This is a genomic window from Dermacoccus sp. MPR-E5, assembly GCF_058809565.1.
Genome location: NZ_JBXASS010000002.1, coordinates 57,908 through 83,093, shown reverse-complemented (window position 1 = coordinate 83,093; position 25,186 = coordinate 57,908). Strand labels below are relative to the sequence as shown.

The following is a 25,186-nucleotide window of genomic DNA, read 5'->3' as shown; positions in this document are numbered from 1 at the left end:
ATCCAACCTGGACATCGACCACAGCAGCGCCCGTGGGCGCTGGAACGCTCCGGGAGGGAAGCGTGGGAATACAAGAACTGACGGTGCAGGTCGACGGGCACGTCGTGCGGTTGCAACCAGGTGAGAGCGCGACGATCGGCCGCGGCCGCGACTGCGACATCACGATCGTCGACGTCGACGTCTCACGACGCCACGCTCAGGTGAGCGCGCAGGGCGAGGGGTGGCAGGTGCGTGACCTCGACAGCTCGAACGGCACCTGGGTCGACGGCCAGCGCGTGCACGGTTACCGCGATCTGCGCGGTGGTGAGGACGTCCGACTCGGCGGGCCCCGTGGGACGCGAGTCCAGTTCTCGCGAAGTTCCACCCCAGCAGGTGAGCAGGTCGCGCGCAGTGTCGACCCGAACGGCGCGAGCCCGTCACAGGCCCCGCCTGAGGCAACCTCGATCTCCGTGCCGATGCCGCGTCGCAGCAGCGGCGCTTCGAGCGCTGCGCCCACGCCCGACGCCACGACCGGTTCGAGCCTGAAGACCGGCCCGATCCGGCTGCCCCGCCCCCCGCAGGCCCCCGCCGAGCGACGTGCGAGCGGCGACGTGTTCCAGGGATGGACCGGGCAGCTCGAGCCCGAACCCACCGGCCGCCTGACCGTCCAGGGCGCCGTCCCGCAGGCCATGGCCCTGCCGTCGGGCACCATCACCATCGGTCGCGGCACCGAGAACGAGATCGTCGTGCGCGACCTGCTCGCGAGCCGGCGTCACGCCCGCCTCGTGCCGCAGGGCGACAGCTTCGCCGTCGAGGATCTCGGCAGCAGCAACGGCACCTACATCAACGGTGCGCGCATCACCCGCGGCACCTTGCGCGAGGACGACCTGCTCGCCGTCGGCCACACCCGATTCACGTTGAAGAACGGGCGTCTCGTCGCGAGCGAGGACGAAGGTGACGTCACCTTCGTCGCCAACCACCTGTCGTTCTCGCTGCCCGACGGCAAGAAGCTGCTCGACGACGTCAGTTTCGGCCTCGAAGGATCGAGCCTCGTCGCCGTCATCGGCCCCTCGGGTGCGGGCAAGTCGACGCTGCTCAAGGCCCTCATCGGTGCCCAGAAGGCTACCGAGGGCGAGGTCTACTACGACGGACGAGACCTCTACGACAACTACGAGGATCTGCGCCACCGTATCGGCGTCGTCCCGCAGGACGACGTCGTCCACCCCGAGCTGACGGTCCGTCAGGCCCTGCGGTACGCGGCCGAGCTGCGCTTCCCCGCCGACCTCGATCGTGAGTCGCGCGAGGCCCGCGTCGAGGAGGTCATCGACGAACTGGGGCTGACGGAGCACGCCACCACCCAGGTCTCACGCCTGTCCGGTGGCCAACGCAAACGCACATCCGTTGCCCTCGAGCTGCTGACGCGCCCGTCGCTGCTCTTCCTCGACGAACCGACCTCCGGCCTCGACCCGGGCCTCGACAAGCGCGTCATGCTGACGCTGCGCGGCCTCGCCGACGGCGGCCGCACCGTCGTCGTCATCACGCACAACGTCGCGAGCCTCGGCGTCTGCGACCGGGTGCTCATGCTCGCACCGGGCGGACGGGTCGCCTACTTCGGCCCGCCCGACGAGATGCTGCCCTACTTCTCGGCGAGCGATCACGCCGATGTGTTCAACACCGTCACCGACGACCCGCAGCGCTCGCAGGACGTGTTCCGCTCCTCGGCGATGATGGACAGCCAGGTGTCCGCTCCCCTGAGCGCGCCGCGCCCGTCCGCGTCGTCGCAGCGGGACGTGCCACCGCGTCAGCAGTCGATCTTTCGTCAGCTGTCGACGCTCATCCGACGCCAGTTCAGGGTCATCGCGGCCGACCGCGGCTTCGTCGCCTTCATGCTGCTGCTCCCCATCGCCCTCGCGGGCCTGGCGATGCTCGTACCGGGCACGCACGGGCTGAAGACGGTCTTCTTCGAGCAGGAACTCATCGCCAACGGGGGCGACCCCGGCAAGGTGACGCTGCGGGCTGAAGGAACCCAGATCATGACGCTCATCGTCATGGGATCGGTCTTCATGGGGTTGGCCGCCACCATCCGCGAACTCGTCGCCGAGCGCCCGATCTTCTTGCGGGAGAAGGCCGTCGGACTGTCACCCTTCGCCTACATCGGCAGCAAGGTCGTCACGTACGGGCTGCTCGTCGCGGTGCAGTGCGCCATCCTCGTCCTGCTCGTCATCGCGGGCAAGGGCGCGCCGACCGCCCCCGTCGCGCTCGCCAACACGACGCTCGAGACGTTCGTCCTCGCCTTCCTGACGGGGCTCGCGGCTGTCGCGATCGGCCTCGCGTTGTCGAGCTTCGCGAAGACGAACGAGCAGGTCATGCCGATGCTCGTCATCGTCATCATGGGCGCGCTGGTCTTCTCGGGTGGGCTGTTCGATCTCGACAGCCAGCTCATGCGCGGCCTCGGCAGCATCTTCCCGAGCCGCTGGGGCCTGGCCATGGGTGCCCAGACCGCCGACGTCAAGACGAGCATGACGATCCCCGGCCGTTCCCGCTCGTGGGATCCGTTCTGGGTGCGGGACACCGACCACTGGCTCATCGCCGCGGCCGCGCTGATCGCCATCTTCGTGGTCGGCACGACCATCGCCTGGTGGAGCTCGCGCCGCCGCAAGAGCATGTGAGGCCCGCCGGGCTCACGAGTCCTCGAACATCGCCCGGAAACGCGTCAGCCACGACGCGTTTCCGAGCGATGTTCGTCAGGGAGTGTTCCGTCAGTAGCGCAGGTCGCTCCACACGCCGGCATGATCAGTGCCGGGGACGGTGAAGGTGCCCGCATCGACGGGCACGAAACCACGCGTGAGGATGTGGTCGATCTGGGCGAACGGCGGCACGACGGCGTCCTGCGGCCACGTCGGCGGCCAGTTGCCATGCTGGGCGGGAAAGGCGTCGATGAGTCCATCCGCGAGATGCCGGAACGCCGGGTGCGCCGCCGAGGCGTTGAAATCGCCCGCCATCACGAGGTGCGGCGCGTTCTCGCCGCGTTGCCAGCGTCCCAGCGCCTCGAGCTGCGGGCGCCACTGGTTCGCGCCGTCCTGCAGCGGCGGGTAGGTGTGCACGCCGTGCACGGTGACATCGGCGCCGGGTGCTGCGACCGTCACGATCGGCATCTGCAGGTCGTAGGCGCCGAGGTGGCGGCCGTCGTCAAGCGTGTGCAGCGGGTAGCGCGACAGGACGGCCGTGCCGCGTGAGCCGTCGTCGACGAGCCCCGAGGCGCGGTACGGCAACTGCCCACCCAGACCCGCGGCGTCGAGCAGGCGCAGCTTCACGGCCGTTGTCTCGGGCATGACGACGACGTCCGGGCGCACCCGGGCGACCTCAGCGGCGACGGCGCCTGCGTCAGCGCCTCCGAACTCGAGGTTGAGCGCGAGGACACGCAGGTGCCGCTGGCCGGCAGCATGCTGCACCGACGACGGCGGGCTCGGATGCTGCGCGAGTGCCACGCCTGCCGCCGTTGCAGCGACGAGCATGGGAAGCGCCGCGAGGAGCGCCGCGCGCCGGCGTACGAGCACCGCCGCGACGAGCATCACCGCGGCGATCAGCACCCAGACCGGCGTGAGCGCCTGCAGAACGGGCACGACGTTACCGATGAGCACGTCGCACCACATGAGAGCGCACAGCGCGGCAGTGAGCAGGCACGCGAGCGCGATGACGACACCGAGCACGCGACGAACGCGGCCTGCGGGCCTCGTCACCCAGCGTTTCGACTTGCTTCCCGACCGATCCTCGACGGCGCTTCGCCCGAATCGTGCCCTTGGCCAGCTCGAGCCGCCCTTCTCTTGATCATCGACCGCGTTCACCGTGGTCAACGCAGGTGAGTTGCCGGCATGCCCTCCGGCGCACTGATCACCGTCGGCCTGCGCACCCTGATCACTCACCGCGCTCCCCCGTGACGCAGGCGCTCCATCTCACGGCGGTCTTTCTTCGTCGGACGCCCAGCGCCGCGGTCACGCACCGGGATCTGCGGGATGGTCTCGCGCTGGCGCGGCGGCGTCGACTCGACGTAGCACTGCGCCGCGACGGGCGCCCCGACGCGCTTCTTGACCAGGCCCGTGACATGCACGATGCGGTCGAAGCCCTGCTGACGCACGCGCAGATCGGCGCCCACCGTCACGCTCGTCGACGGCTTGACGGTCGCACCGTTCATGCGGACGTGCCCGGCGCGACACGCGGTCGTCGCCGCCGAGCGGGTCTTGTACAACCGGACAGCCCACAACCAGGCATCGATGCGGACGCTGCCCTCCACCCCCGACGTCATGCTCATGGGCGCCAGGGTAAGCCACCTCCCTGCACCGACGCTGGGCCGGCTCGCAGATCTCGCGGCGCCCAGCCGGATGGCGACTGACTCACAGGGAGGCACGTCATACGCTGCCTCCCTGTGAGTTCGTCGCCATCCTGCGTTGGGTTCGCCCGCGGCGTCGTCCTACGACCGGGCGCGCGTCGTGGCGTCTCGACCCTGAGCGCCTGCCCCCGTGCTCAGGCGTGCGGTTCGCGCTCGTCGCTGATCGCGCTCGTCGCTCATCGGGCGCGGCGCAGGCGGCGCCTCGCGCCCAGCAGTGCACCCGCTGCACCGAGGAACGACACGACCAGCACGCCCGGGCCGCGATCGCTCGATACGTGGTCGGTCTCGACGACCGGGCCGACGCCCGGAGGCGTCTGGCTGGGGCGCCTCGCAGGTGGCGGCAGCGTCGAGCTCGGGTGGGTCGCCGGAATCGAACCGTCCTCGACCGGCCCGGTCGGTGACCATCCGGACGTGGGTGTACCGCCGGCCGGAGTACCGCAGTGCAGGTCCGTCGCGATCTTCGCAGCGACCGCGCCGGTGCGGGGGTCGACGAACGCGAGTGTGTGGCGCCCGTCCGGCACCCCGAGTGCGCCATAGTCATGGCTCGCGGGCCGAACCTGAGCGCCCGCGTAGCCGACCCGTCGAGGGTGACGTTCCACCGCGCCGGCGTGTTCGCGAAGTTGACGACCCACCCCGGCATAGCCGTGGCCCCTGTCACACGTCGTGCCGAGGAACGCGGCGGCCGCCGGGTAGGTGACACCGATGCTTCCGGCGATGTCGCGTCGTTCCGCCGCCGTCCCGTGCTTGATGGCCCAGGCGAGCATCGCGTCGTCGGAGGTCGCCGCGGCCGCGCTCGCGGGCACGGGCATGGCCGAACGGCTCGCGCGAGATTCCGTGACCGACCCGTCGCGCAGACGACCCATCAGCCCCAACCGAGACGAATCAGGTGCCCACGACGCGACGCGAGCTCACACGATGGCTCAGGTTCGAGCCCCGAGCAGGTGGCATGCTGGTGAATCGGCCGGCGACCGGACGACGTCAGCGCGTCGGGTGCGGCTGTGTTGCCCGTCTGCTGCGCGCGATCGCGGCGGCGAGCGTCAGGAGGATCGTCAGGCTGAGCACCGGGACGGCCTCGCTGATGAAGGTCTCGAGAGGGTCGTGGTGCAGTTCGGCTCCGTTGTCGCGCGGCACGCTCTGGTACATCCCGGTGAGCACCCAGAGCCCGAGCAGGAAAGCCTGCGCCGCGATCGCCGGGTACAGCCCCTTGGCCCAACCGCGCGTCGCGAGGATCGCCCACACGGCGAACAGCGGAACGAGGACGAGGTGGTGGTACCAGGTGATCGGGCTGACCGCGCCCGTCGTGACGAAGATGACGAGGACCGCGCCCACGTCGTCGTCACGACGCAGCAGCGCGGCCGTGACGAACACCCCCGCGACGAGCGCCGCCGCGATGACGAGCAGGCGGACGAGGCCGGCGCCCGGCACGTCGTGCATGACGCGCGCGACGAGGCCCGACAGCGACTGGTTCCACTCACTCTCCGGCGCGCCGGGCCGGCTCGTGTCCCACAACGCCGACGTGAAGTACGTGACGACCTCGTGCGGCAGCACGATCGCCGAGACGCCAACGGTGACGACGCCCGCCCCCAGCGCGCGCAGGGCGCTCGCGTGGTCGCGGGTGAACAGGCGTGGGACGGCGGCGAGCGCCGGCGTCACCTTGACGCCCGCAGCCAGGCCGGTGAGCACGCCTGACAGCCGAGCCCCCGCGAGGCGCCGGCGGCCGAGACCGAGGTAGTCCTCGACGACGAACCAGGCCATGACGAGGTTGATCTGGCCGAAGGCGAGCGTGCCGCCGACGGCGTCCGAGCGCGCGGCGAGCAGCACCCCACCCGCGGCGACGAGGGGCGTGAGGGCTCCCGTCGCCAAGCCGGGGGCCGGGGCTCGCTCCCCCAGCCTCCACTGTGCGATCGAGCGATCCGCGAGCAACCAGCAGATGCGGAACAGTGCGACGAGGCTGCCGAGCGTCAGCAGCGCCGTCGCGACAGACCGCGCCAATGCGGCGAGCGGCGCGAAGGCCAGGACGGCGAACGGCGGATAGGTGAACGGCCAGCCGTCACCGAACCGGCCCTCGTACAGATCGGCTGTGCCGTTCAGCGTCTTCGTCGTCGCGTCGAGGTAGATGCGAGTGTCGAACAGCGTCCAGTTCCAGGAGCGCAGCTGCAGGATGGCGCTGACGGTCACGAACGCGCAGGCGAGCAGGTACACGAGCCACGCCTCGCGACGAAACGAACGCCCCATGAACTCCCCCTCGTCCGGCCACCTCGAGCGGCCGGCCTGCTCGACAGTGAGCCACCGTCGGCGCACTGAACTCGATGTCATCACCACGACGATCTCACGACAAAAAAGCCCGCCGCCTCTGAGATCAGAAGCGGCGGGCCACGTGGTAGCGGGGACAGGATTTGAACCTGCGACCTCCGGGTTATGAGCCCGGCGAGCTACCGAGCTGCTCCACCCCGCGTCGGTATGCCTTAACCCTACGATCAGATGAACAAAGAATGCAAATCGGATGCCGCGTGAGCCTCGTCACGTCTCGGAGACGCCTCCGCGCTGTGCCGTGCTCGAGCGTCTGCCCCCGTTCTCCCCTGCGTGCAAGTGCACCCGGGTGCACTTGAGCGCAAGAGGATGCGAGGGGTCACGGAGCCATGGAGATGCTCGTCGCCGGGTGGTCGCCGCCAGGCCACGTCATCAGGCCAGCGTCGCCTTGAGGGCCTCGACGAGCCCCGGCGCGATGTTCGTGCCGATCGCGACCTTGTCGTCATCGTCCTCGGCACGACGTCGCACGAGGGTGATGATCTCGCCGTTGCGCAGCGCCGCGACGAGCAGGCGCACGTCCTCACGCTGCTCGTGGGTCGCCAGCCGCTGCGCATTCGTCCCACCGCGACCGAACGTCTCGATCTCGGCCTGCGGCGGCACGATGATGCGCTCGACCGCGAGCGCCACACCGTCGACGTCCGCCGGCCAAGCCGTGTGCCCTAGCGCCTTCTCGAGGTCGTCACCGCGGATGACTCCCTCCTGCTCGATCGCGGAGAACTCGTCGGGGTCGACGTCGCCGAGCATCGCCGCGAGGGCCGGCTGACGACGCAGCAGCTCACCGTTGCGGGCGAGGGAGAACAGGCGCGCCGGTTGACCCCACCCGTCTGTCGCGACGTGCGCCTCGGTCTCGAGAGCAGCGCGGGTGAGAGGGGACAGCACGGGCTTGACGGCACTCATGCGACCCATCGTAGGGGCGTTCAGCCGCAGCGCGGCAGCCCCTGCGTCGAACCGTCGGCGACGTGCTCGACCGTCGAGATGGCGTCCTTGATCGTCGCGACGCGGTAGACGTCAAGCCCGTTCGGCACGTGGCCCTTCAGTTCGGCGCAGTTGTCGGCCGGGGCGAGGAACGCCGTCGCACCGGCCTGGCGCGCGCCGACGACCTTCTCACGGATGCCGCCGATCGCGCCGACGTCACCGGCTGAGTCCATCGTGCCCGTGCCCGCGATCTGCTTGCCACCGGTGAGCGCACCGGGCGTCAGTTCGTCGTAGATCGCGAGGGCGAACATCGTGCCGGCGCTAGGGCCGCCGACGTCGCCGACGGAGATGTTCACCTTGAACGGCATCGTTGCCTTCGGATTGAGCGTCAGCCCCATGACGGCGCGGTCGTCGACCTTCGTCGTCGGCACGGCGAACGTCATCGCCTTGCCGTCGCGGGTGATGCCGAGCTGCACCTTCTGGCCCGGCGTGACCTTCTTCATCTCGCGCTGCAGCGACAGCGAATCCGCAATCTTCACCCCGTTGACGGAGACGATGACGTCCTTGACGCGCAGCAGCTTCTTCGCCTCGCTCGCCGAGTCGAAGATGCCGGCGATCTCGATCATCTCGGGCACGTCGTAGCCCGCCTGACGCGCGGCGACGACCTCGGCCGACGACTGCGACCCCGTCATCTCCGCCTCGTTCTGCTGCTGCACCTGCTCCCGCGTGGTCTGCGGCGCGAACAGCTGCGACTCTTCGTAGATCTGCGCGTGATCGTCGAGTTTCGCGAGCCCGTACTCGATGAGGCTGGGGCGGTTGCCGGGGCCGCCGACCATCGAGACCGTCGTGAAGTGCAGGCCGCCCGAGGTCGGGTAGGTCTTCGCGCCGCTCAGCGTCAACACCTTCTTTCCCTCGAAGGTGCCGAGGGTGTTCGGCGCCGGGCCGGGGCGCAGGATGACGTAGGGCACCTTGATGCCGAAGCCTGCGACCACGGCGAGGAGCACGACGACGAAGATCGCCAGCATCACCTTGGTCCGCGTGCGCATCGACGCCCAGCGTGACGGGCGGCGCTCGGCCGCGTCGACGGTTCGGGAACTCATGGGCGCCTCTCGCTGTTGTACGTCACGAAGGAGTCGAACAGCCGTCATCCTCTCACCTGCCCGCAGCGGCGCGGGGCGCACGCTCAGGCCCGCCCGCCGCACGCGCGGCGCCGACGACGGCCGGTAGTGTCGGCTCCAGACGGACACGAACCTCTCGGAAGGTGCGCACCATGGCTGATGACCACAACCCGATGAACCCCTACGGCGGCCGCAAGGACGACGACGAGCGTGGCGACGCGAACGGCGGCGACGGTCTCGAGGAGATGCTGCGCGGCCTCATGGGTGGGGGCACGCCCGACCCGCAGATGATGGATGCGCTGCGCCAGATGGGTATGGGTTCGATGGACCCGGCGCAGATGGGGATGATGCAGGCGCAGCTGCAGGCGATGATGAGCGGCGACTCGGGCTCGGCGTTCAACGAACAGCTCGCGGCGAACGTCGCGCGCCAGGTTGTCTCCGCGGAGGGTGACCCGAGCGTGCCCACCTCGACGAAGAGCGACGTCGCGCAGGTCGCGGCCGTCGCCAACCTGTGGCTCGACGCCGTCACCGACTTCGCCGCTCCCGGCGCCCCGGCCCGTGCCCTGTCGCGCAGCGAATGGGTCGAGGCGACGATGCCGACCTGGCGCAAGGTCGTCGAACCCGTCGCGGGCGGCGTCGGCAACGCCGTCGCAGACGCGATGATGAAGCAGCTCGGCTCGTTCGACGCGAGCGACCTGTCGCAGCTCGGCATCCCCGAGGGCATGTTGCCGCCAGGCTTCGACATCTCCAGCCTCAGCGCTCAGATGACGCCGATGCTCAAGCAGATGAGTGCGCAGATGTTCGGCGTGCAGGTCGGCCAGGCCATCGGCGCGCTCGCGAAGGAGAGCGTCACCGGCACCGAGGTCGGCCTGCCGCTGCTGCGCCCCAACGCCGTCACGATCCTGCCGCACAACGTCGCGTTGTTCGCCGACGGCCTCGAGCTCGACGCCGGCGAGGTGCACCTCTACCTCGCGGTGCGCGAGGCCGCCCGCGTGCGCCTGTACGAGCGCGTGCCGTGGCTCGACGCGGCCCTCATCGCCGCCGTCCAGACGTACGCCGGTGACATCCGCATCGACACCGACGCCATCGAGGAGAAGCTGCGCGACATCGACCCGCAGGACGCCGAGGCCCTGCAGGGAGCGCTCGCCGGCAACCTGTTCTCCCCCGAACCGTCGGATGCGCAGAAGCACACGCTCGCTCACCTGGAGAACCTGCTCGCTCTCGTCGAGGGGTGGGTCGACGTCGTCACCGACGCCGCCGTCGCGCAGCACCTGCCGAACGCCGCGGCCCTCTCGGAGGTCGTACGTCGCCGTCGCGCCTCCGCCGGCCCGGCCGAGAAGGTCTTCAGCTCGCTCGTCGGGCTCGAACTGCGCCCGCGCCGCCTGCGTGAAGCGGCAGCGCTGTGGACGCAGCTGACCGACGCGACGGACGCCGCCACCCGCGACGGCGTGTGGTCGCACCCCGACCACGTTCCCAGCGCCACCGACCTCGACGACCCGTCGACGTTCATCGCGCGCGCGGGCGGCGAGGAGACTCCCGAGACGGGCCGCGATGAGATGGACGACGCCCTCGACGCGCTGCTGGCCCAGGGGCTCGCCGAGATGGGCGAGTCGAGTTCGGCCGGCGGTGAAGGCTCCGGCGGTTCATCGACGGGCCGTTCGTCGTCGGATGACGCGTCGGCCGGTCCCGCGTCCGGTGAGCAGGCCGCCATGAACCCGCGCGATCCGCGTCATGACGGTCCGGACGACCGCGCGGACGGGGCCCCCGGTGACGCCGACTCGGCCGGCAGCGCGAAGGGTGGCACGTCGGAGGACGAAGGCGGCGCCGGCGACGGACACGACCAGGACGGTCCGACGCAGGGTGGAACGCCGGGCGCGTGAACCACTCCATGACATCCGACCACGGGGCCGGGCGGGTCGAGACCCGTTCGGCCCCGTCGTCGCGCCCCGAGCCCGCCATGCCCGAACAGTTCACGGCGCTGCACTCGCAGGCACTCGCCGACCTGAGCACCTGGACGGCCCCGAATCCGCCGCAGGAGCAGATGCGCGCCCGCATGGTCGAGACCCTGCGACTCGATGCGACGGCAATGTGGCGTCATCACAGCCGAGCCCACTTCACGACGTCGCTGGTCGTCGTCGATGCCGACGCCCGCCGCGTGGCGCTGACGCTGCACGCGAAGGCGAAGCGGTGGTTCCAGTTCGGCGGGCACCTCGAGGGCGGCGACGCAACGCTCGAGGCCGCGGCCCTGCGGGAGGGCCTCGAAGAATCCGGCCTCGCCGACCTGCGGCTGCTGCCTGGGCTGCTCGCCGTCGACATCCATGCTCTCGACGGGGCGTTCGGATGGTGCACGGAACACCTCGACGTGCGGTATGTCGCCGTGGCAGTCGGCGAATCCCTCACGGTGAGTGACGAATCCGACGATGTGCGTTGGTTCGACGTCGACGCCCTGCCCGAGGATGCCGAACCGGCGCTGCGCGAGGCCATCGCCCTCGCATGCGAGCGCGTCCGCGCCAACCCCGGGCTCTGAGCCCCCTCGGCCGCGATCGACGCGGCCGTCACGACTCCCCCGGCCGGTCGGCGACTTCTCCTTCCTCTTCGCCGAGGTCGTCATCGAGTGACGCCGACGGCGCGGGCGCGGCGCGGCGTGCCCCGAACGAGGCGCCGGCGAGGAAGGCCTGGGCGCGTTCGTGCTCCGGGTAGCGGCGCACGATCTCCTGGAAGCGCGGTCCGTGCCCGCGTTCGAGCAGGTGCGTGACCTCGTGCAGGAGCACCGCGTCGACGACGTAGTCGGGCATGCCGACCATCGCGTCGGACAGCCGGATCGAAGCATCCCCCGGTGAGCACGACGCCCACCTGGTCGTCATGTTCGACACCCACCGCACCGAGGCAGGCTCGGGCGCGCCGGGCACGAAGCGTCGGCTGAGCGCCACGGCCCGCCGCATCAGGGTGTCGTCGTTGCGCTGCGACCGACTCTTGCGCAGCATCTTGCGCACGAGATCTTCGACGATGCGTGTCTCCTCGCGCGCCGAGAGCGTCGCCGGGGCGAGCACGACGACGACGCCGTCCTCGAAGCGTGCCTGCACGGATCGCGTGCGGCGCGCGCTACGCCGGATCTCGACGTCCTGACCGTCGACAGTGATTCGCGTGGGCGCGGGGGCGGTGGTTCTCGGCATGCCCCGAGGCTATCGACAGCGACTGACAACCTCGGGATCCTGCGTCATCCCCAAGTGTGACGCCTGTGGACGAGCCCTGCAGCGATCTGCGCGCGCGGGGCAGGCTCGAAGACATGACGGGCACCGCCCGTCGTGCTGGATCACCTGCTCGGGTGCGCCGGCCAACCGTTCGCGTGGGCGCTCGACCGTGCCCTCGCCACCCACTCGCCGTCCTCGGCATCCGTCCCATCCGCGTCACCCACCCACAGGAGCCCCTCGTGTCCGACACCGTCATCACGCCGCGTCCCCACGTCGCCGAGCGCCGCGCCCTGCGTCACCTCGTGCTGAACGACCTCGACGACACCTCGCTGCACGCCCTCACCGACCCCGAACCCGGTTCCGGTGCCCCCGCCCACGACGCAGGCTGGCGCGACCTCGTCGCCGCCGTCACCCACCGCCCGCGACGCACGACGCGCACCCTCGTCACCGGTCCTGCGGCGCTCGAACGAGCCGTCCTCGACGTCGTCGCCCCGCTGTGCGACGGGGCCGGGGTGTGGGACGGTCGCGCGAGTGCATCCGCGCCCGATCTGCTCATCGGGGCGCTGCCGTGGCGTTACGAAGAACTGGGTGACGTCCCCGATCTGCCCGGCCCGCTGACCGGCCCGGCGCCGGCCGTCCTGCCGCTCGCGTTCACGGCTCGCACCGTCACCGTCGGCCCCGTCGCTGGCGCAGGCGGCGCGTGCGCCGGGTGCGTCAACCCGGCCTATTCGAGCGGGACGCGGCGCCCAGACGCCGCCCTCAGCCCCGCCCTGTTCGCCTTCGCCGCGGGTGCGGCCGGGTTGTTCGTCCGGGCGTTCGCGGCGGGCAACGTCACGGCCTGCTCGATCAGTCTCACCTTCGACATGGCCGCGCCGCACGTCGAGCACCGCCTGTGGTCGTGCACCCCGACATGCCGAGACGCTGCCTGAGCAGCAGCTCGGGCAGCGTGTCGGGTGCATCGGTACCCCGGGTCATCGCGCGCTTCGGGGCGGGCGGTAGCGCTCACGCGGCGTTCTTGCGCGGACGCCCACGCGGGCGCTTGCGCGGCACGACGACGCCGCGTTCGAACAGCTCACCGCCCCACACGCCCCATGGCTCCTGACGCTCCTTCGCGCCCGCGAGGCACAGCTGCGCCGCGGGGCAGGTGGCGCAGAGCGCCTTGGCGAACTCGACGTCCGCCGGGGACTGCGCGAACCACAGCTCGGGGTCAGCGGTGGCGCACGGCGTGTCGACGTCACCGCCCGCCAGGGGTATCAGGGCGTCGGATATCAGGTCTTCGAACATTGCAGTCATGTCGGTCTCTCGCTCTTGCTTCGGAAAGGAGGTGGGCCCCGGTGTCGGGGAGTTTCTGGTGGGGGCCCTGAGCCTCGTTCGCGAAGACGCTCGATGCTGGATCGGTTCGTCACACGAAAGAAGCCGCGGACCCGGGTTCGGATCTCGCGGCTTTCGCTGACGTTCGCAGGTGGCTAGACCACCTGCGCCGTGCAGGAGAGCGGGAAGAACCGAGGGGTGTGGGGGCGACGCTCGGCGCTGAACGGCACGCCCACCTCGTGGAAGATGTGGCGGGCTTCAGAGCCATTGATGCCGGCGGCGTGCAGCCCGGAGCCGATGACGGCCTGGGCAGACGTCTCCCCCGAAAGATCGAGGAGGAACGCCTGAGCGCTCGGGCGCAGGGAAGCACGCAGGGAGGCGGCGTACGTCGTCATCGTCGTGATGATGTCCATGAGGCACCTCCTGGGTCGGCGGTTCGCGTCGGGCGAACTCGGTTCGTTCGTGCGGATCGTTCGCGGCGCACCCAAGGCGCGGCGCGAAGTGGTCTCAGGCTAGCGGCGCCCGCGAGAAGGGAGCAACCGAATTATCGAGAAAGTTCTTCGGCGGCTTCTCAGGCCGGGTCGAAGTCGCCGAAATGCGACGGCTTCTCGACCTCGTCGAGCGGTTTCGCGCCGCCCAGGACGGCGAGGACGGACGCGCCGTACTTGGAGATCTTGGTGTTGCCGACCCCCGCGATGGCGCGCAGGCCGGCGGGGTTCGCCGGCAGCGTCTCGGCGATGGCGACGAGCGTCGCGTCGGTGAAGACGACGAACGCCGGTACCTTGTCGCGCTTCGCGACCGCGGCGCGCCATTCGCGCAGCGCCTCGAACTGGGCCTCGTCATAGGTCGCAGGGCATTCGGTGCAGCGGCCGATCTTGCGCTCGGGCGCGGAGTACAGATCCTTGCCGCAGGTGCGGCACTTCGCCGTCGAGCGCTTGGGGGCGGGCGCGGCGCGCTTCGTCTTCGTCGCCGCGACGACGGCGCCCTCGAGCGAGTCGCCCAGCCCGTCGAGGAAGCGTGACGGGTTGCGCGACGCCCGGCCACCTTCGTGGCGGCTGCGCGAGTAGCTGAGCTGCAGGAAACGGCGCGCACGCGTGATGCCGACGTACATGAGACGCCGCTCCTCCTCGATCGCCTCGGGCGCATTCGCCATCATGATGGGCAGCAGCCCGTCGCTCGCGCCGACGAAGAACACCGCGTCCCACTCGAGTCCCTTGGCCGCGTGCAGCGACGCGAGCGTCACGCCCTCGACCTTCGGCGCGTGCTGCTCGGACGCACGTCGGTCGAGCTCGGCGACGAAGTCGCGCAACCGCGCGCCGGGGACGGTGCGGGCGACGTCCTTGCTCAGTTCCGCGAGGGACTGCAGCGACTCCCACCGTTCACGGCTCGCCCCCGCCGCGGGCGCCTGCTGCGACCAGCCGGCGCCGCTCAGGACGTCGGCGACGACGTCGGGCAACGGTTTCGAGCCGTCGTCGCTGCGGGCCGCGCCGCGCATGAGCAGGACGGCCTTGCGCACCTCGTCGCGGTGGAAGAAGCGTTCACCGCCGCGTATCTGGTAGGGAACGCCGGCGTCGGCGAGCGCCGTCTCGAAGGCCTCGGACTGCGCGTTGGTGCGATACAGGACGGCGATGCCGCTGGCCTTCACGCCGTCGGCGAGGAGCCGCTTGATCTCCTTCGCGACGCCCCGCGCCTCCGCCGGATCGTCGGGGTAGGTGACGAGCTTCGGCGTGACGCCCCCCTCGCGCTGCGCCTGGAGCGTCACGCTGCCGAACGCCTGATCGGCGCGCTTCATCACGTCGTTGGCGAGGCGGACGATGGGCGGGTCGGAGCGGTAGTTGCGCACGAGCTCGACCTTCGCGGCACCCTCGAAGCGCTGGGCGAAGGTGCGCAGATGCCGCGGCGAGGCGCCGGTGAACGAGTAGATCGTCTGCGCCGGGTCACCGACGACGCACAGATCCTTGCGCTCACCGACCCACAGCGACAGCAGGTACTGCTGGACGGTGTTGACGTCCTGGTACTCGTCGACGACGAAGTGGCGGTACTGATCGCGCACCTGACGGGCGATGTCCTCGCGCTCGGCGAGGATGCCGGCGGCCAGGAGCAGGACGTCCTCGAAGTCGATGACGCCGCGCGCGGACTTGACGTCCTCGTAGGCATCGAGCAGTCGCGCCATCGCCGTGACGTCGAGATCGGCGGGCTGACGGCCGGCGCGCCGTGCTGCGGCCGGGTAGGTCTCCGGGGTGAGCATCGAGACCTTGGCCCACTCGACCTCACCGGCGAGGTCGCGCAGCCCGGTGCGATCGACCTGCAGACGCAGCCGCCCCGCCGCCTCGCCGACGAGGCTGCCCTTCGTCCCGACGACCTCCGGCGCGCCCCCACCGATCGCCTGCGGCCAGAAGTAGCGTAGTTGGCTCAGCGCCGCGGCGTGGAAGGTGCGTGCGACGACCTGCGGGACGCCCAACTCGCGAAGGCGCGTGCGCATCTCGCCCGCAGCACGCGCGGTGAACGTCACCGCCAGCGTGCGCTGACCGACGAGAGCGCCCGAGTGCACGCCGTACGCGATGCGGTGCGTGATGGCGCGCGTCTTGCCCGTGCCCGCGCCGGCGAGGACGACCATCGGGCCGAGCGGGTTCGCCGCGACCTCCCGCTGCTGCGGGTCCAGACCCGCGAGCACCGAATCGGCGTCATGCTCGTTCACTGCTCAGGTACTCCTCGAAATGGTCGTTCGTCGCGATGCGGGTGGGCGGGTTGGTCGGTCGGATCGTGCGCCACCGTCACGGGAGCGGCTCACCGTACCAATGCTCGATGAGAGCGCGCGCGATCGACAGGCGCCCCGGCAGCGCGAGGGAACCGTCGGCGAGGCCCTGACGGACGTCGGCGCGCGAGTACCACCCGATCTCCTCGATCTCGCCCTCCTGAGCGCGCAGCGGTGTCGTCACCGCACGCGCGATGCAGCCGATCATGACGGAGGCGGGAAAGGGCCACGGCTGGCTGCCGAGATAGCGCACGTCGGTGACCTCGACGCCGGACTCCTCGAACGTCTCGCGCGCCACGGCCTGCTCGAACGACTCCCCTGGCTCGACGAAACCCGCGAGCACCGAACGGTGCGGGCCCTTCCAGCGTGGGCCGCGGGCGAGCAGGAGGCGCGAGTCGTCGGGGTCGGACTCGTCGACGATCGCCATGATGACGGCCGGGTCGGTGCGCGGGAAGTGATGCGAACCGTCCGCTTCGCAGCGACGCACCCAGCCCGCCTCGACGACGATGGTGGGCGCCCCGCAGCGCGGGCAGTGCGTGTGCGTCGCATGCCACTGGGCCAACGCGACGGCCGCGGTGACGCAGGCGAGGTCGTCGCCCGACAGTTCGAGCCCGATGTCGCGCAGGGTGCGCCACGACGGCGCGTCGTCGCCGTCATCCTCCGAAGTCGTGGCGGTAGCCGCGTTGCCAGGGCGCTCCCCCGTCGGCGCAGGGACCGGTGCGTCGTCCTGCGGGCGAAGCACGGCGAGCGCGGGGCCGTGGGACGTCTGACCGAGGTAGAGGACGACACCGCCGGTGTCGAACCACTGCCGATCCTCGGCCTGTGGTGCGCGCCAGAGCGGCTGGGTGCGCCGTTGCGGCACCGAGGCGCCGCGCACGTCGAGGACCCGCGTCGTCGCGACGGCGAGCAGCCGCTCGATGAGATCCGGTTCGGAGCGCCGCAGCGCATCACGGTCGACGACGGCGTCGCCGAGGACGAGATCGGGCAAAGGTCGCGTGGCGTCGGGCATGCCTCCCAGGCTAGACGCCACCTCCGACATACGGTGTGGGGGTGATGCGCTCGCCCCTGCTCCTCGCCGCCCTCGCCGACGCCGCCGTGCCCGGAATCCGCCCCATCAAGGTCGAAGGCCTGCCCGTGCCGGCCGGCGACCTCTACCAGAGTGCCCACATCACGGGCGCCGACGGCCGGGTCTGGCTCGTCCGCTCCGCGCTGACTGGAGCCGCAGGCGCCGAACTCGCCGCATCCGACGCCCTCGTGCAATTGCTCACGCGACGCGTCGACTTCGACGTGCCCCGCGTCGAGGGCTCCGCACGCCCGAAGGAGGGTTCGGCCGTCGCCGTCTACGCGCGCCCCCGCGGCAAGGCGCTCGACTGGCGCCACCTCGCCGGACGCTCCGCCGCGGCGCGTGCCCTCGGCCAGGCGCTGGCGCACCTGCACGGCGTCGACCCGCGCGTCGTCGAGGAGGCCGGCCTCGCCACCTACGACGCCGACACCTACCGTCAGCGTCTGCGCGCCGACGTCGATCGCGCCGCCGCGACGTCCCGGGTGCCGTCGGCCCTCATCGCCCGCTGGCGCGAGGCCCTTGACACGCCGGCGTTGTGGCGCTTCTCGACGACGGTGACGCACGGGCCGCTGCGCGGCGCCGACGTCCATGTCGACGAGGGTGAGGTGAGCGCCATCAGCGGCTGGGAGCATGCCGGCGTCGCCGACCCCGCGCGCGACTTCGCGCTGCTGTGGAACTCTGCGCCGCAGCAGGCGTTCGACACCGTGTTCGAGGCCTACGCCGCCGAACGCGCCGAGCGGCCCGACCCGAACCTGGAGCGCCGCATCCGGCTCATGGGCGAGATGGAACTCGCGTACGCGCTGCTCGCAAGCCGCACGATGGGCGACGACGCGCGCGTCGAGCGTCACGCCGCGGCGCTCGAGGAACTCGCCTTCGAGGTGGAGGGCGACTCGAGTCTCCTGCCGCCGGCGCGCCGCGCGGGCACGGCGCCGATCGACCTCGTCCCCCCGCTCGACCCCGCCGACATCGAGGTCGTCGACGCCGAGGTGGGCGAGGAGGACGCCACCGTCGAGATCCCCGTGCGCCTGGCCCCGGAGCGAGAGGACCGCTCCGAGCACGCGGGCGCCACGCGCGTCGATGGCGACGCCGCGCGCACCCGACTGCCTCACGGCTCGTCCGAGGAGCCCGCGGCCTCGAGCGACGACTCGGCAGGCGCCGTCGCCGACGAATCGTCCGGCGGGAACGCGAGATCCCGCTGACCGCTCGGGCCGCACCCGCGGGACGCCCCGCCTCCGCGACCCGAGCGCGACAAGCACCGCCGTCAGCCCCCGACCGACCCGAGAAGCTCCTCGAGGTCGCGCTGCAACGCAACGCCGGGGCGATACGTCTCCCCCGTGGCGGCGTAGAAGAACGCGGCGTCGACGTCCTCGGGACCCAGGCCGCGCAGGCGCGCGTAACCGAGGGCGTAGGCGGCGAGCTGCAGCGAGCGATGACGCAGGGTCGGCCCCGCCGGCTTGGCTCCGGTCTTCCAGTCGACGACCGTGAACCCGCCGCCGTCACGCGCGAAGACGGCGTCGATGCGGCCGCGCACCGCGTACCCGGCGACGACGGTCTCGAGGGCGACCTCGACGTCGACCGGTACCCGATCCGCCCACTCGCTGGCCAGGAAGTTGGTCTGCAGCACGGGCAGCATCTCGTCGGCGGCCACGTCCTCGTCACCGAAGCCAGGCAGTTCGTCGAGGTCGACTAGGGCCGCAGCACCGTAGTGCCGCTCCACCCAGGCGTGGAACGCCGTACCGCGCCGCGCCGCCACCGCCGGTTCACTCGGCATCGGGCGCCGTAGGCGCCGCGCGAACAGGTCCTTGTCGCTCGCGAGTGCGACGAGCTGGGAGGCGGACAGGTGCGAGGGCAGCACGACGTCGCTGCGCAGCCGGGTGCGTTCGCGCTGTCGTTCGGCCAGGAGCAGCTCCATCTCCTGCTCCCTGTCCTCGATCGTCCCCTCCAACCCGAGCGCCAGTTGCCCGGCCGGCTCGAGGGCCTCCCCGTTCTGCAGCCGGGTGCGCAGCGCGCGCACCTGGTCCGCGGCAGGGACGAGGTGGGCGCGTTGGTCGGCCATCGCGTCGAGCGGCCACGTCGCCGTCAGGACGTCGGCGTCGAGCGGGTTGCTGGGGCGCTCGCCGTCGACCTGCGTCGGCGGCATCTGCTCCCAGTGCAGACGCTCGATGCTCGCGCCGAGATCGGGTTCCTCGAGCAGTTCGGTGAGGAAACGAGACGTCTCGCGCGGGGTCGTGCCGCTCGCGTACCAGATCGGAGCGGTGAGCAACATGGTGCTGCGCGCGCGGGTGAAGGCCACGTACGCAAGACGGCGCTCCTCCGTCACCGCGTGCTTAAGGCCCTGCTCGCAGAACTCGGTGAACCGGTCGGCCAGCTCGTCGGAATCCTCCGCACCCGTGACGGCGAGGGCGGGCAGCCCCTCCCTGTCACCGCGCAGATCGTAGGGGATCGACTGAAGACCACTCAGCCAGCCGCGCGCCTTGTGCGGCTTGTACTGCCACTGCTCGCCCTCGGCCCGCGTCGAACCGCCGAGGCTCGGAAAGACCCCTTCGACGAGGCCGGGCACGACGACGACGTCCCACTCGAGCCCCTTCGCGGCGTGCACGGTGAGCACCTGAACCGCATGCGGGTTGACCTCGATGGCGGGCATCTCCAGGCCGCGTTCCTCCTGCCGGGCCGCGTCGAGCCATTCGAGGAACCCCCCGAGCGTCGGACGTTGGGCCTGGACCGAGAACGTCCCCGCGATGTCGGCGAAGGCGTCGAGGTGGGCCCGGGCGCTCGACGGGTCGTACCCCGGGCGGGCAAGCACCTCGATGTCGAGACCGAGCACGCGTTCGGCCTCCCCGACGAAATCGGCGAGCGGCAGCCCGGAGAGCAACCGGAGGCGTTGCACCGACGTGTGAAACCCCCGCAGCCGCTCACGGGCGACGTCGCAGAGGTACTCGCCGTCGCGCCCACGCCATGACGCGTCGGGCAGTTCGCCGATCGCCTCGACGAGGCTCACCTCGTCCCTCGTGTCCTGCGCGAGGTCGCGCTCCGCCCGCGCGCCGCGCCTGGCCGCCTCCCCATCAGGCCCGGGTACAGGCTCAGACGGCGCGCCCTCCCCCGCGCCGGATTCGCTGCTCGCCGGTTCGGCGCTGCCGCCCTCGGCGCGCTCCTCGGTGGCTGCCGCGGCGTCGTCCTGGTGTCGCTGGTGCAACTCCTTGGCCCACGACCCGAGCGCTGCGATGTCGGCCGCACCGAGACGCATCGCCGGGGAGGTGAGCAGGCGCATGAGATGGTCGCCGCGGCTCGGGTCGTCGACCACCCACAGCATCGAGACGAGGTCGACGATCTCGGGGGTCTGCAGCAGGCCACCGAGCCCGACGGCCTCCGCGGGGACGCCCGCGTCGTGGAGGGCATCCAGCATCGGCACGAACTGAGATCGCTTGCGGCACAGCACCGCAGCGGTTCGGGGCGCCTCGCCCGGACGCAGCGGACGGCGTCGTTCGGCCACCCACTGCGCGACGGCGTGTGCCTCGTCCGCCTCCGTCAGGTAGCGGGCAGCGGCCAGGGCGCCGGGGCCTGCGTCGGGGCGGGGGCGCAAGGTCGCCACGGGCACGCGCGAGGCCCTGTTCAGCGGCGCGGCGGTGACGTTGGCCGCGTCGAGGACGGCGGCGTCGTTGCGCCACGACGTCGCGAGCGAGGCGACGGGCGTGAGGTCGGATCCCGGTAGGGCGAAGGAGCGACGGAAGGCGGACAGGGTCGTCGCGCTCGCGCCGCGCCAGCCGAAGATCGACTGGTGCGGGTCCCCCACCGCCACGACGCCCGGACGCTGCTGCGTCTCCCCGGCGGCGAAGACGGCTGCGAGGAAGGCGATCTGCGCTGAGCTCGTGTCCTGGAACTCATCGAGCAGCACCATGCGGTAGCGCGCGCGCTCGATCGCGCCGATGGCCGGGAAGCGGTCGGCGAGTTCGGCGGCGAACGCGATCTGGTCGGAGAAGTCGAGCGCCGACCTGTCCTTCTTCAGCGATTGATACCGCTCGATGAGCGGGAGGATCTGCTGGTGGCCCTTCGCCTTCGCCGTGAGCGCCTTGCCCGCGTCCCCGAGGGAACGCTTTCGCGGCGCGAACGGGATCGCGTCGAGCGAGCCGAGGAGGGAGTCGTAGTAGGCGCGCAGCTCGTCGACGCTGCGCCGATGCTCGCTCAGTTCACCCGCGGTCGCGAGGACGGCCGCCGTCACGCTCGGCAGCTTGACGGTGACCTGCGACATGTCGCCGTCCCACCCACTCGCGACCTCGTGCGCGAACTGCCACGCGGCGGCCTCCGACAGCATCCGCGCATCCGGCTCGATGCCGAGGCGCAGACCGTGCTCACCGACAATGCGCCCCGCGTACGCGTTGTACGTCGAGATCGTGGGGCTCTCGCCGAGGCTCGGCGTGCCGTCCGGATCATCGGGCGGGCTCCACAGGCCACTCGCCTCGAGCATGCGCAGGCGCTGGTTGACGCGTTCGGCGAGCTCACCGGCGGCCTTGCGGGTGAAGGTGAGGCCGAGGATCTCCTGCGGGCGCACCAAGCCGTTCGCCACGAGCCACACGACGCGCGAAGCCATCGTGTCCGTCTTGCCCGAGCCGGCTCCCGCCACCACGAGCAGCGGCTCCAGCGGCGCCTCGATGACGGCGACCTGCTCGGGTGTGTGGTGATAGCGCTCCAGCGCGTCGGCGATGGCGTCCGCGCTCAGACGAGCGGGGCGATCCTTCGCCTCGGAGCCCTGTGGCCCCGACGGGTCGCTGGTTGCTGGGGTGAGGTCGTCGGTCACAGCGTTCGGCCTTCCGGCTGGATGGGGCAGGAGCTCTTGACGGGGCACATCGTGCAGTTCGGGTTGGCGGCGGCGACGAAGGTGGCGGCGCCCATGCCGTCAGCCGTGCGTTGCATGAGGTCGAACGCCCACCCGCGGGTGCCGACGATCGGTTCGTCGACCGCCCCGGGCTCGCCGTCACTCGCGGCGTCCTCGTCGGCGACGAGGGGCGGCTGGGCCTGGACGCGAGCGGTGCTGTTCGCGCCGGTGCCGGCGGCCTGGCCGAGCTGCACGAGAGCAGCCCCGGCGCTGGGACGCCCCGGGCCGAACGCGTCTGCCTCGAGCGCGGCCTGGTAGGCGGCGAGCTGCGGGTGCGCTGCGACTTCCTCGTCCTTCGGTTTCGAGCTGCCCGTCTTGTAGTCGATGACGCGCAGCCCGCGCTCGGGGTGGTGCTCGAGACGGTCGATCGAGCCGGAGATCTTGGCTCGCCCGACGATCGCGGAGAACCGTCGTTCGGCGGCCTCGCCGGCCCATCCCGTGGCCGCCGCGTCGCCGAGGTAGCCCTGCAGCTTCTTCACCATGCTCTGAGCGCGCGCCTTCTCGCCGCGCGACACCCACGAGTCGCCGAGGCCGAGACGCGGCCACCGCTTCTCGAGCGCTTCGTCCATGAGAGCGGGTTCGTCGGCGAACTCCTCGGCGAGTTCGTGCACGAGCGTGCCGATCGTGCTCGCCCCGACCGACGGGCCGAAACCACCGTTGGTCGTGAGGAGCCAGTTGAGACCGCAGCGGTGGAATCCCTCGATCTTCGACGGGCTGACCCGCACCCACTCCTGCGGCGGGCGGACCGGCCTGTCGTCGCTGCGGCTGACGAGGGCCCACCACTGCTCGGGGTCGGCGCCCGGCACGTCGTGCTCGGCGAGGCGCGCCAGACGGCGGGCGCCCTCGTCACGGACGGCCTCGTCCTGGTCGGCGAGCATGCGTCGGGCCTCGGCGACGAGCCCGGCGAGGGTCATCGGCCGGGCGACAGGGGTGAACTCTCGCATCGCGTCGGCCGCAGCGCCCGGCGCGAGCGGGTCGACGATGTCGAGGTAGACGCTCGGTTGCTCGTCCTCGTCACGCACGGCCGTCACGACGACGTGCTCGCGCGCCCGGCTCATCGCCATCGCGAACTGCCGCGTCTCGTCGTGCCGGACGGCCGCCTGCCGCGCGGGGAGCGAGCGCCCGCGACCGCTGAGGATGTCGACGAGATCCTCCGAGCCGAGCACCGAACCGCGCAATCGCAGGTCGGGCCAGACGCCCTCCTGGACGCCCGCGACGACGACCGTGTGCCACTCGCCGCCCGCCGAGCCGGCTGCGGTGACGAGCGCGACGGCGTCTTCGTCGGGGGCTGCGGCGACGAGGCGGTCGCCCGGCACGTCCTGGCTGCGGACGTGGTCGAGGAAGTCGGCCACGCCCGCGCCGGGCAGCCGCTCGACGAACGCTGCAGCCGCTGCGAAGAGCGCGAGCAGCGCATCGAGGTCACGGTCGGCGCGGGTTCCGGAGATTCCCCCGGCCAACGCGTTCGCCTCCCACGCCTCGGCGAGGCCGCTGGCCTGCCACATCTGCCACAGCACGTGCTCGGCGTCGTCGTGGGGCGGAGCGGCCCTCAGCGCGGCCGCCCCTGCCGCGAGAACGCGCGACACCCGGCGCGCAGGCGCCGCTTCGGGGCCGAGGGAGACGAGCAGCGCCGGTTCGAGCAGGCAGGCGCCGAGCAGCTCGTCGGAGACGCGGTTGCCGCCGGCGGCCAGTTCCTCACGGCGCAGCGAACGTCGCAGTCGTCGCAGCACGACCGGGTCGGCTCCGCCGAGCGGCGAGGTGAGCAGGTCGAGGGCGAGGTCGGCACTGACGCCCGCCCGCGAGGCATCGGCGTCGCCGTCCACCGGGGCCTGTTCAGAGCCACGCGTCCGGCTCGTCACGATCTCGAGGGCGTGCAGGAACGGCCGCACGGCGGGTTCGTCGCGCAGGGCCAAGGACGCCGGAGGGACAGCCACGGGCACCTTGGCCGCGTTGAGGGCGCGCCGCAGCGCCGACGTTCCGGCAGCGGCTCGCACGATGACGGCCATGTCCTTCCACGCCACCCCGTCCTTGAGGTGTGCTCGACGCAGCACCCCCGCGATGTGGGCGGCTTCCTGCGCGCCGCTGCGCAGCAGCGCGACGTCGACGCCCCCACCGGGGCGCGTGACGACGCTGCGGTGCGCGATGCCGTCGACGCTGCCGATGCGCGCGGTGACGCGTTCGACCACCTCCGCGAGCCTTCGGGGCTGACGGTGGCCGTAGCCGAGCACGAACCGTCGACTCGCGCCGTGCTGTGCCGCGACCTGCTCGAGGTAGCGCGGGTCGGCGCCGCGGAAGGCCTGCACCGTGACGTCGGGGTTGCCGAGCAGGACGAGCCGCTGACCCGGGCCGACGAGTTCGGTGAGGAAACTGACGGACGCGCGCGTGAGTTCCTGCGCGTCGTCGATGACGACGAGTCTCAGCTGCGCCCGCACCCGCTCGCGCAGCGTCTCGTTCTCGCGCAACGCCTGCGCCGCCGCACCGAGGATCCAGGCCGGGTCGAACGCTCCCGGACGTGACAGGGCGGTGACGTCGTCGTATTCGTCGAGGACGTCCGCGGCCGCGATCCACTCGTCGCGCCCGTGCTCGGCGCCGAGCCGGCGCAGGTGGTCGCTGCTGACGTCCCACTCCACCGCGCGCATGATGAGGTCGCGCAGTTCGTTGCGGAACCCGCGCGTCGTCAGCGCCTCCGCCAGATCCTCGGGCCAGGCAGGCGCCGCGCCGAGGCCGAGGCGGTGGCCTTCGAGCAGTTCCTTGAGCACGACGTCCTGCTCCGGACCGGCGAGCAGGCGCGGCGCCGGCAGGTCGTCCATCGCGGCGCGCATGCGCAGGATGCCGAACGCGAGCGCCTGCGGGGTGCGCGCGATCGGCTCGCTCGAGGTGCCGCCCACGCGGGTCGTGACGCGGGCGCGCAACGCCCCGGCTGCCACGCGCGTCGGTGAGAGCAGGACGCACTCATCGGGACGCGCACCACCCTCCACGGCCTGCGCGACGAGTTCGACGGCGAGCGTCGTCTTGCCCGTGCCGGGCGCGCCGACGACGTGGAGCACCCGATCGTCGGCCTCGAGCACGGCCTGTTGCGCAGGATCGAGATCGAGCGGCGCCGCCGCTTCGGTCTGCGTCGCGCCACGCAGCGCCGGGGTGAGACGCGTCGGATCGACGCTCGCCACGACGCCCTCGACCACGCTCGGCGGCAGCGCAGCGATCGGCAGGGCGGCCTCGCCCTGGACGGGCGCGCCGGCCGGCGTCTGCGCCGTCAAACCCTCGTGATTCGTCATGATGTCATCCCAGCA

18 protein-coding genes and 1 tRNA gene are annotated in these 25,186 nt (G+C 71.5%); 5 read left to right on the top strand and 14 right to left on the bottom strand.

The features are described from left to right. Nucleotides 1–62 precede the first annotated feature (62 nt). Nucleotides 63–2,648, top strand: a complete 2,586-nt coding sequence (locus AC1RS9_RS01610) for an FHA domain-containing protein (protein ID WP_160126188.1) — start codon at nucleotides 63–65, stop codon at nucleotides 2,646–2,648. A 90-nt stretch (nucleotides 2,649–2,738) separates the two neighbouring features. Here AC1RS9_RS01610 and AC1RS9_RS01605 read toward each other — a convergent pair whose 3' ends face one another. The 7 genes from AC1RS9_RS01605 to AC1RS9_RS01575 all read right to left on the bottom strand — a co-directional run bounded on the left by AC1RS9_RS01605 (nucleotide 2,739) and on the right by AC1RS9_RS01575 (nucleotide 8,691). Next, on the bottom strand, nucleotides 2,739–3,719 hold the full coding sequence (locus AC1RS9_RS01605) for an endonuclease/exonuclease/phosphatase family protein (RefSeq protein WP_492920293.1): 981 nt from the start codon (nucleotides 3,717–3,719) through the stop codon (nucleotides 2,739–2,741). Nucleotides 3,720–3,898: 179 nt separating this feature from the next. Beyond that, nucleotides 3,899–4,288, bottom strand: a complete 390-nt coding sequence (locus tag AC1RS9_RS01600; RefSeq protein ID WP_131940690.1) for an RNA-binding S4 domain-containing protein — start codon at nucleotides 4,286–4,288, stop codon at nucleotides 3,899–3,901. A 254-nt stretch (nucleotides 4,289–4,542) separates the two neighbouring features. Beyond that, nucleotides 4,543–5,175 carry a hypothetical protein gene (locus AC1RS9_RS01595; RefSeq protein ID WP_006943404.1) on the bottom strand — a complete coding sequence of 211 codons (633 nt, stop codon included), beginning with the start codon at nucleotides 5,173–5,175 and terminating at the stop codon, nucleotides 4,543–4,545. A 169-nt stretch (nucleotides 5,176–5,344) separates the two neighbouring features. Further along, on the bottom strand, nucleotides 5,345–6,601 hold the full coding sequence (locus AC1RS9_RS01590; protein ID WP_492920290.1) for a glycosyltransferase 87 family protein: 1,257 nt from the start codon (nucleotides 6,599–6,601) through the stop codon (nucleotides 5,345–5,347). 143 nt (nucleotides 6,602–6,744) lie between these two features. Then, nucleotides 6,745–6,821: transfer RNA gene (locus AC1RS9_RS01585), tRNA-Met, on the bottom strand. A gap of 227 nt (nucleotides 6,822–7,048) precedes the next feature. Next, nucleotides 7,049–7,573: a PPA1309 family protein gene (locus AC1RS9_RS01580; protein WP_038567306.1), complete on the bottom strand. Its 525-nt coding sequence runs from the start codon at nucleotides 7,571–7,573 to the stop codon at nucleotides 7,049–7,051. Between the two features lie 20 nt (nucleotides 7,574–7,593). Then, a complete protein-coding gene (locus AC1RS9_RS01575; protein WP_492920288.1) occupies nucleotides 7,594–8,691 on the bottom strand; it encodes a YlbL family protein in 1,098 nt (365 codons plus the stop codon). Nucleotides 8,692–8,861: 170 nt separating this feature from the next. Between AC1RS9_RS01575 and AC1RS9_RS01570 the strand changes: the two genes are divergently transcribed. Continuing rightward, nucleotides 8,862–10,589 (top strand): zinc-dependent metalloprotease, encoded by a 1,728-nt coding sequence (locus tag AC1RS9_RS01570; protein ID WP_492920286.1) that lies wholly within the window; start codon nucleotides 8,862–8,864, stop codon nucleotides 10,587–10,589. An 8-nt stretch (nucleotides 10,590–10,597) separates the two neighbouring features. Then, nucleotides 10,598–11,236, top strand: a complete 639-nt coding sequence (locus AC1RS9_RS01565; protein WP_459109535.1) for an NUDIX hydrolase — start codon at nucleotides 10,598–10,600, stop codon at nucleotides 11,234–11,236. 28 nt (nucleotides 11,237–11,264) lie between these two features. Here the strand turns inward: AC1RS9_RS01565 and AC1RS9_RS01560 are convergent, their stop codons facing one another. After that, the gene (locus tag AC1RS9_RS01560; protein ID WP_492920284.1) at nucleotides 11,265–11,882 is read right to left on the bottom strand and encodes a M48 metallopeptidase family protein; all 618 of its coding nucleotides are present in this window, start codon (nucleotides 11,880–11,882) and stop codon (nucleotides 11,265–11,267) included. Nucleotides 11,883–12,139: 257 nt separating this feature from the next. On the opposite strand from AC1RS9_RS01560, the gene AC1RS9_RS01555 reads away from it, so the two are divergent. Beyond that, nucleotides 12,140–12,829 (top strand): hypothetical protein, encoded by a 690-nt coding sequence (locus AC1RS9_RS01555; RefSeq protein ID WP_050786405.1) that lies wholly within the window; start codon nucleotides 12,140–12,142, stop codon nucleotides 12,827–12,829. Between the two features lie 73 nt (nucleotides 12,830–12,902). Here AC1RS9_RS01555 and AC1RS9_RS01550 read toward each other — a convergent pair whose 3' ends face one another. The 4 genes from AC1RS9_RS01550 to nudC form a co-directional block, all read right to left on the bottom strand. Further along, nucleotides 12,903–13,184, bottom strand: coding sequence for a WhiB family transcriptional regulator (locus tag AC1RS9_RS01550; RefSeq protein WP_006943409.1), 282 nt, complete (start codon nucleotides 13,182–13,184; stop codon nucleotides 12,903–12,905). 182 nt (nucleotides 13,185–13,366) lie between these two features. Next, nucleotides 13,367–13,624 carry a hypothetical protein gene (locus tag AC1RS9_RS01545; protein WP_006943441.1) on the bottom strand — a complete coding sequence of 86 codons (258 nt, stop codon included), beginning with the start codon at nucleotides 13,622–13,624 and terminating at the stop codon, nucleotides 13,367–13,369. A gap of 158 nt (nucleotides 13,625–13,782) precedes the next feature. Continuing rightward, nucleotides 13,783–15,909, bottom strand: coding sequence for an ATP-dependent DNA helicase UvrD2 (locus tag AC1RS9_RS01540; protein ID WP_492920282.1), 2,127 nt, complete (start codon nucleotides 15,907–15,909; stop codon nucleotides 13,783–13,785). A gap of 76 nt (nucleotides 15,910–15,985) precedes the next feature. Continuing rightward, nucleotides 15,986–16,975, bottom strand: coding sequence for an NAD(+) diphosphatase (nudC, locus tag AC1RS9_RS01535; RefSeq protein WP_492920280.1), 990 nt, complete (start codon nucleotides 16,973–16,975; stop codon nucleotides 15,986–15,988). A gap of 44 nt (nucleotides 16,976–17,019) precedes the next feature. Between nudC and AC1RS9_RS01530 the strand changes: the two genes are divergently transcribed. Next, the gene (locus tag AC1RS9_RS01530; RefSeq protein ID WP_313489968.1) at nucleotides 17,020–18,228 is read left to right on the top strand and encodes a phosphotransferase; all 1,209 of its coding nucleotides are present in this window, start codon (nucleotides 17,020–17,022) and stop codon (nucleotides 18,226–18,228) included. A 62-nt stretch (nucleotides 18,229–18,290) separates the two neighbouring features. On the opposite strand, the gene AC1RS9_RS01525 is transcribed toward AC1RS9_RS01530, so the two are convergent. Both AC1RS9_RS01525 and AC1RS9_RS01520 read right to left on the bottom strand, forming a co-directional pair. After that, on the bottom strand, nucleotides 18,291–21,821 hold the full coding sequence (locus AC1RS9_RS01525; protein ID WP_473957223.1) for an ATP-dependent helicase: 3,531 nt from the start codon (nucleotides 21,819–21,821) through the stop codon (nucleotides 18,291–18,293). Next, nucleotides 21,818–25,171, bottom strand: coding sequence for an ATP-dependent helicase (locus AC1RS9_RS01520; RefSeq protein WP_492920278.1), 3,354 nt, complete (start codon nucleotides 25,169–25,171; stop codon nucleotides 21,818–21,820). Before AC1RS9_RS01520 ends, AC1RS9_RS01525 begins: the two co-directional genes overlap by 4 nt. Between the last annotated feature and the right edge of the window lie 15 nt (nucleotides 25,172–25,186).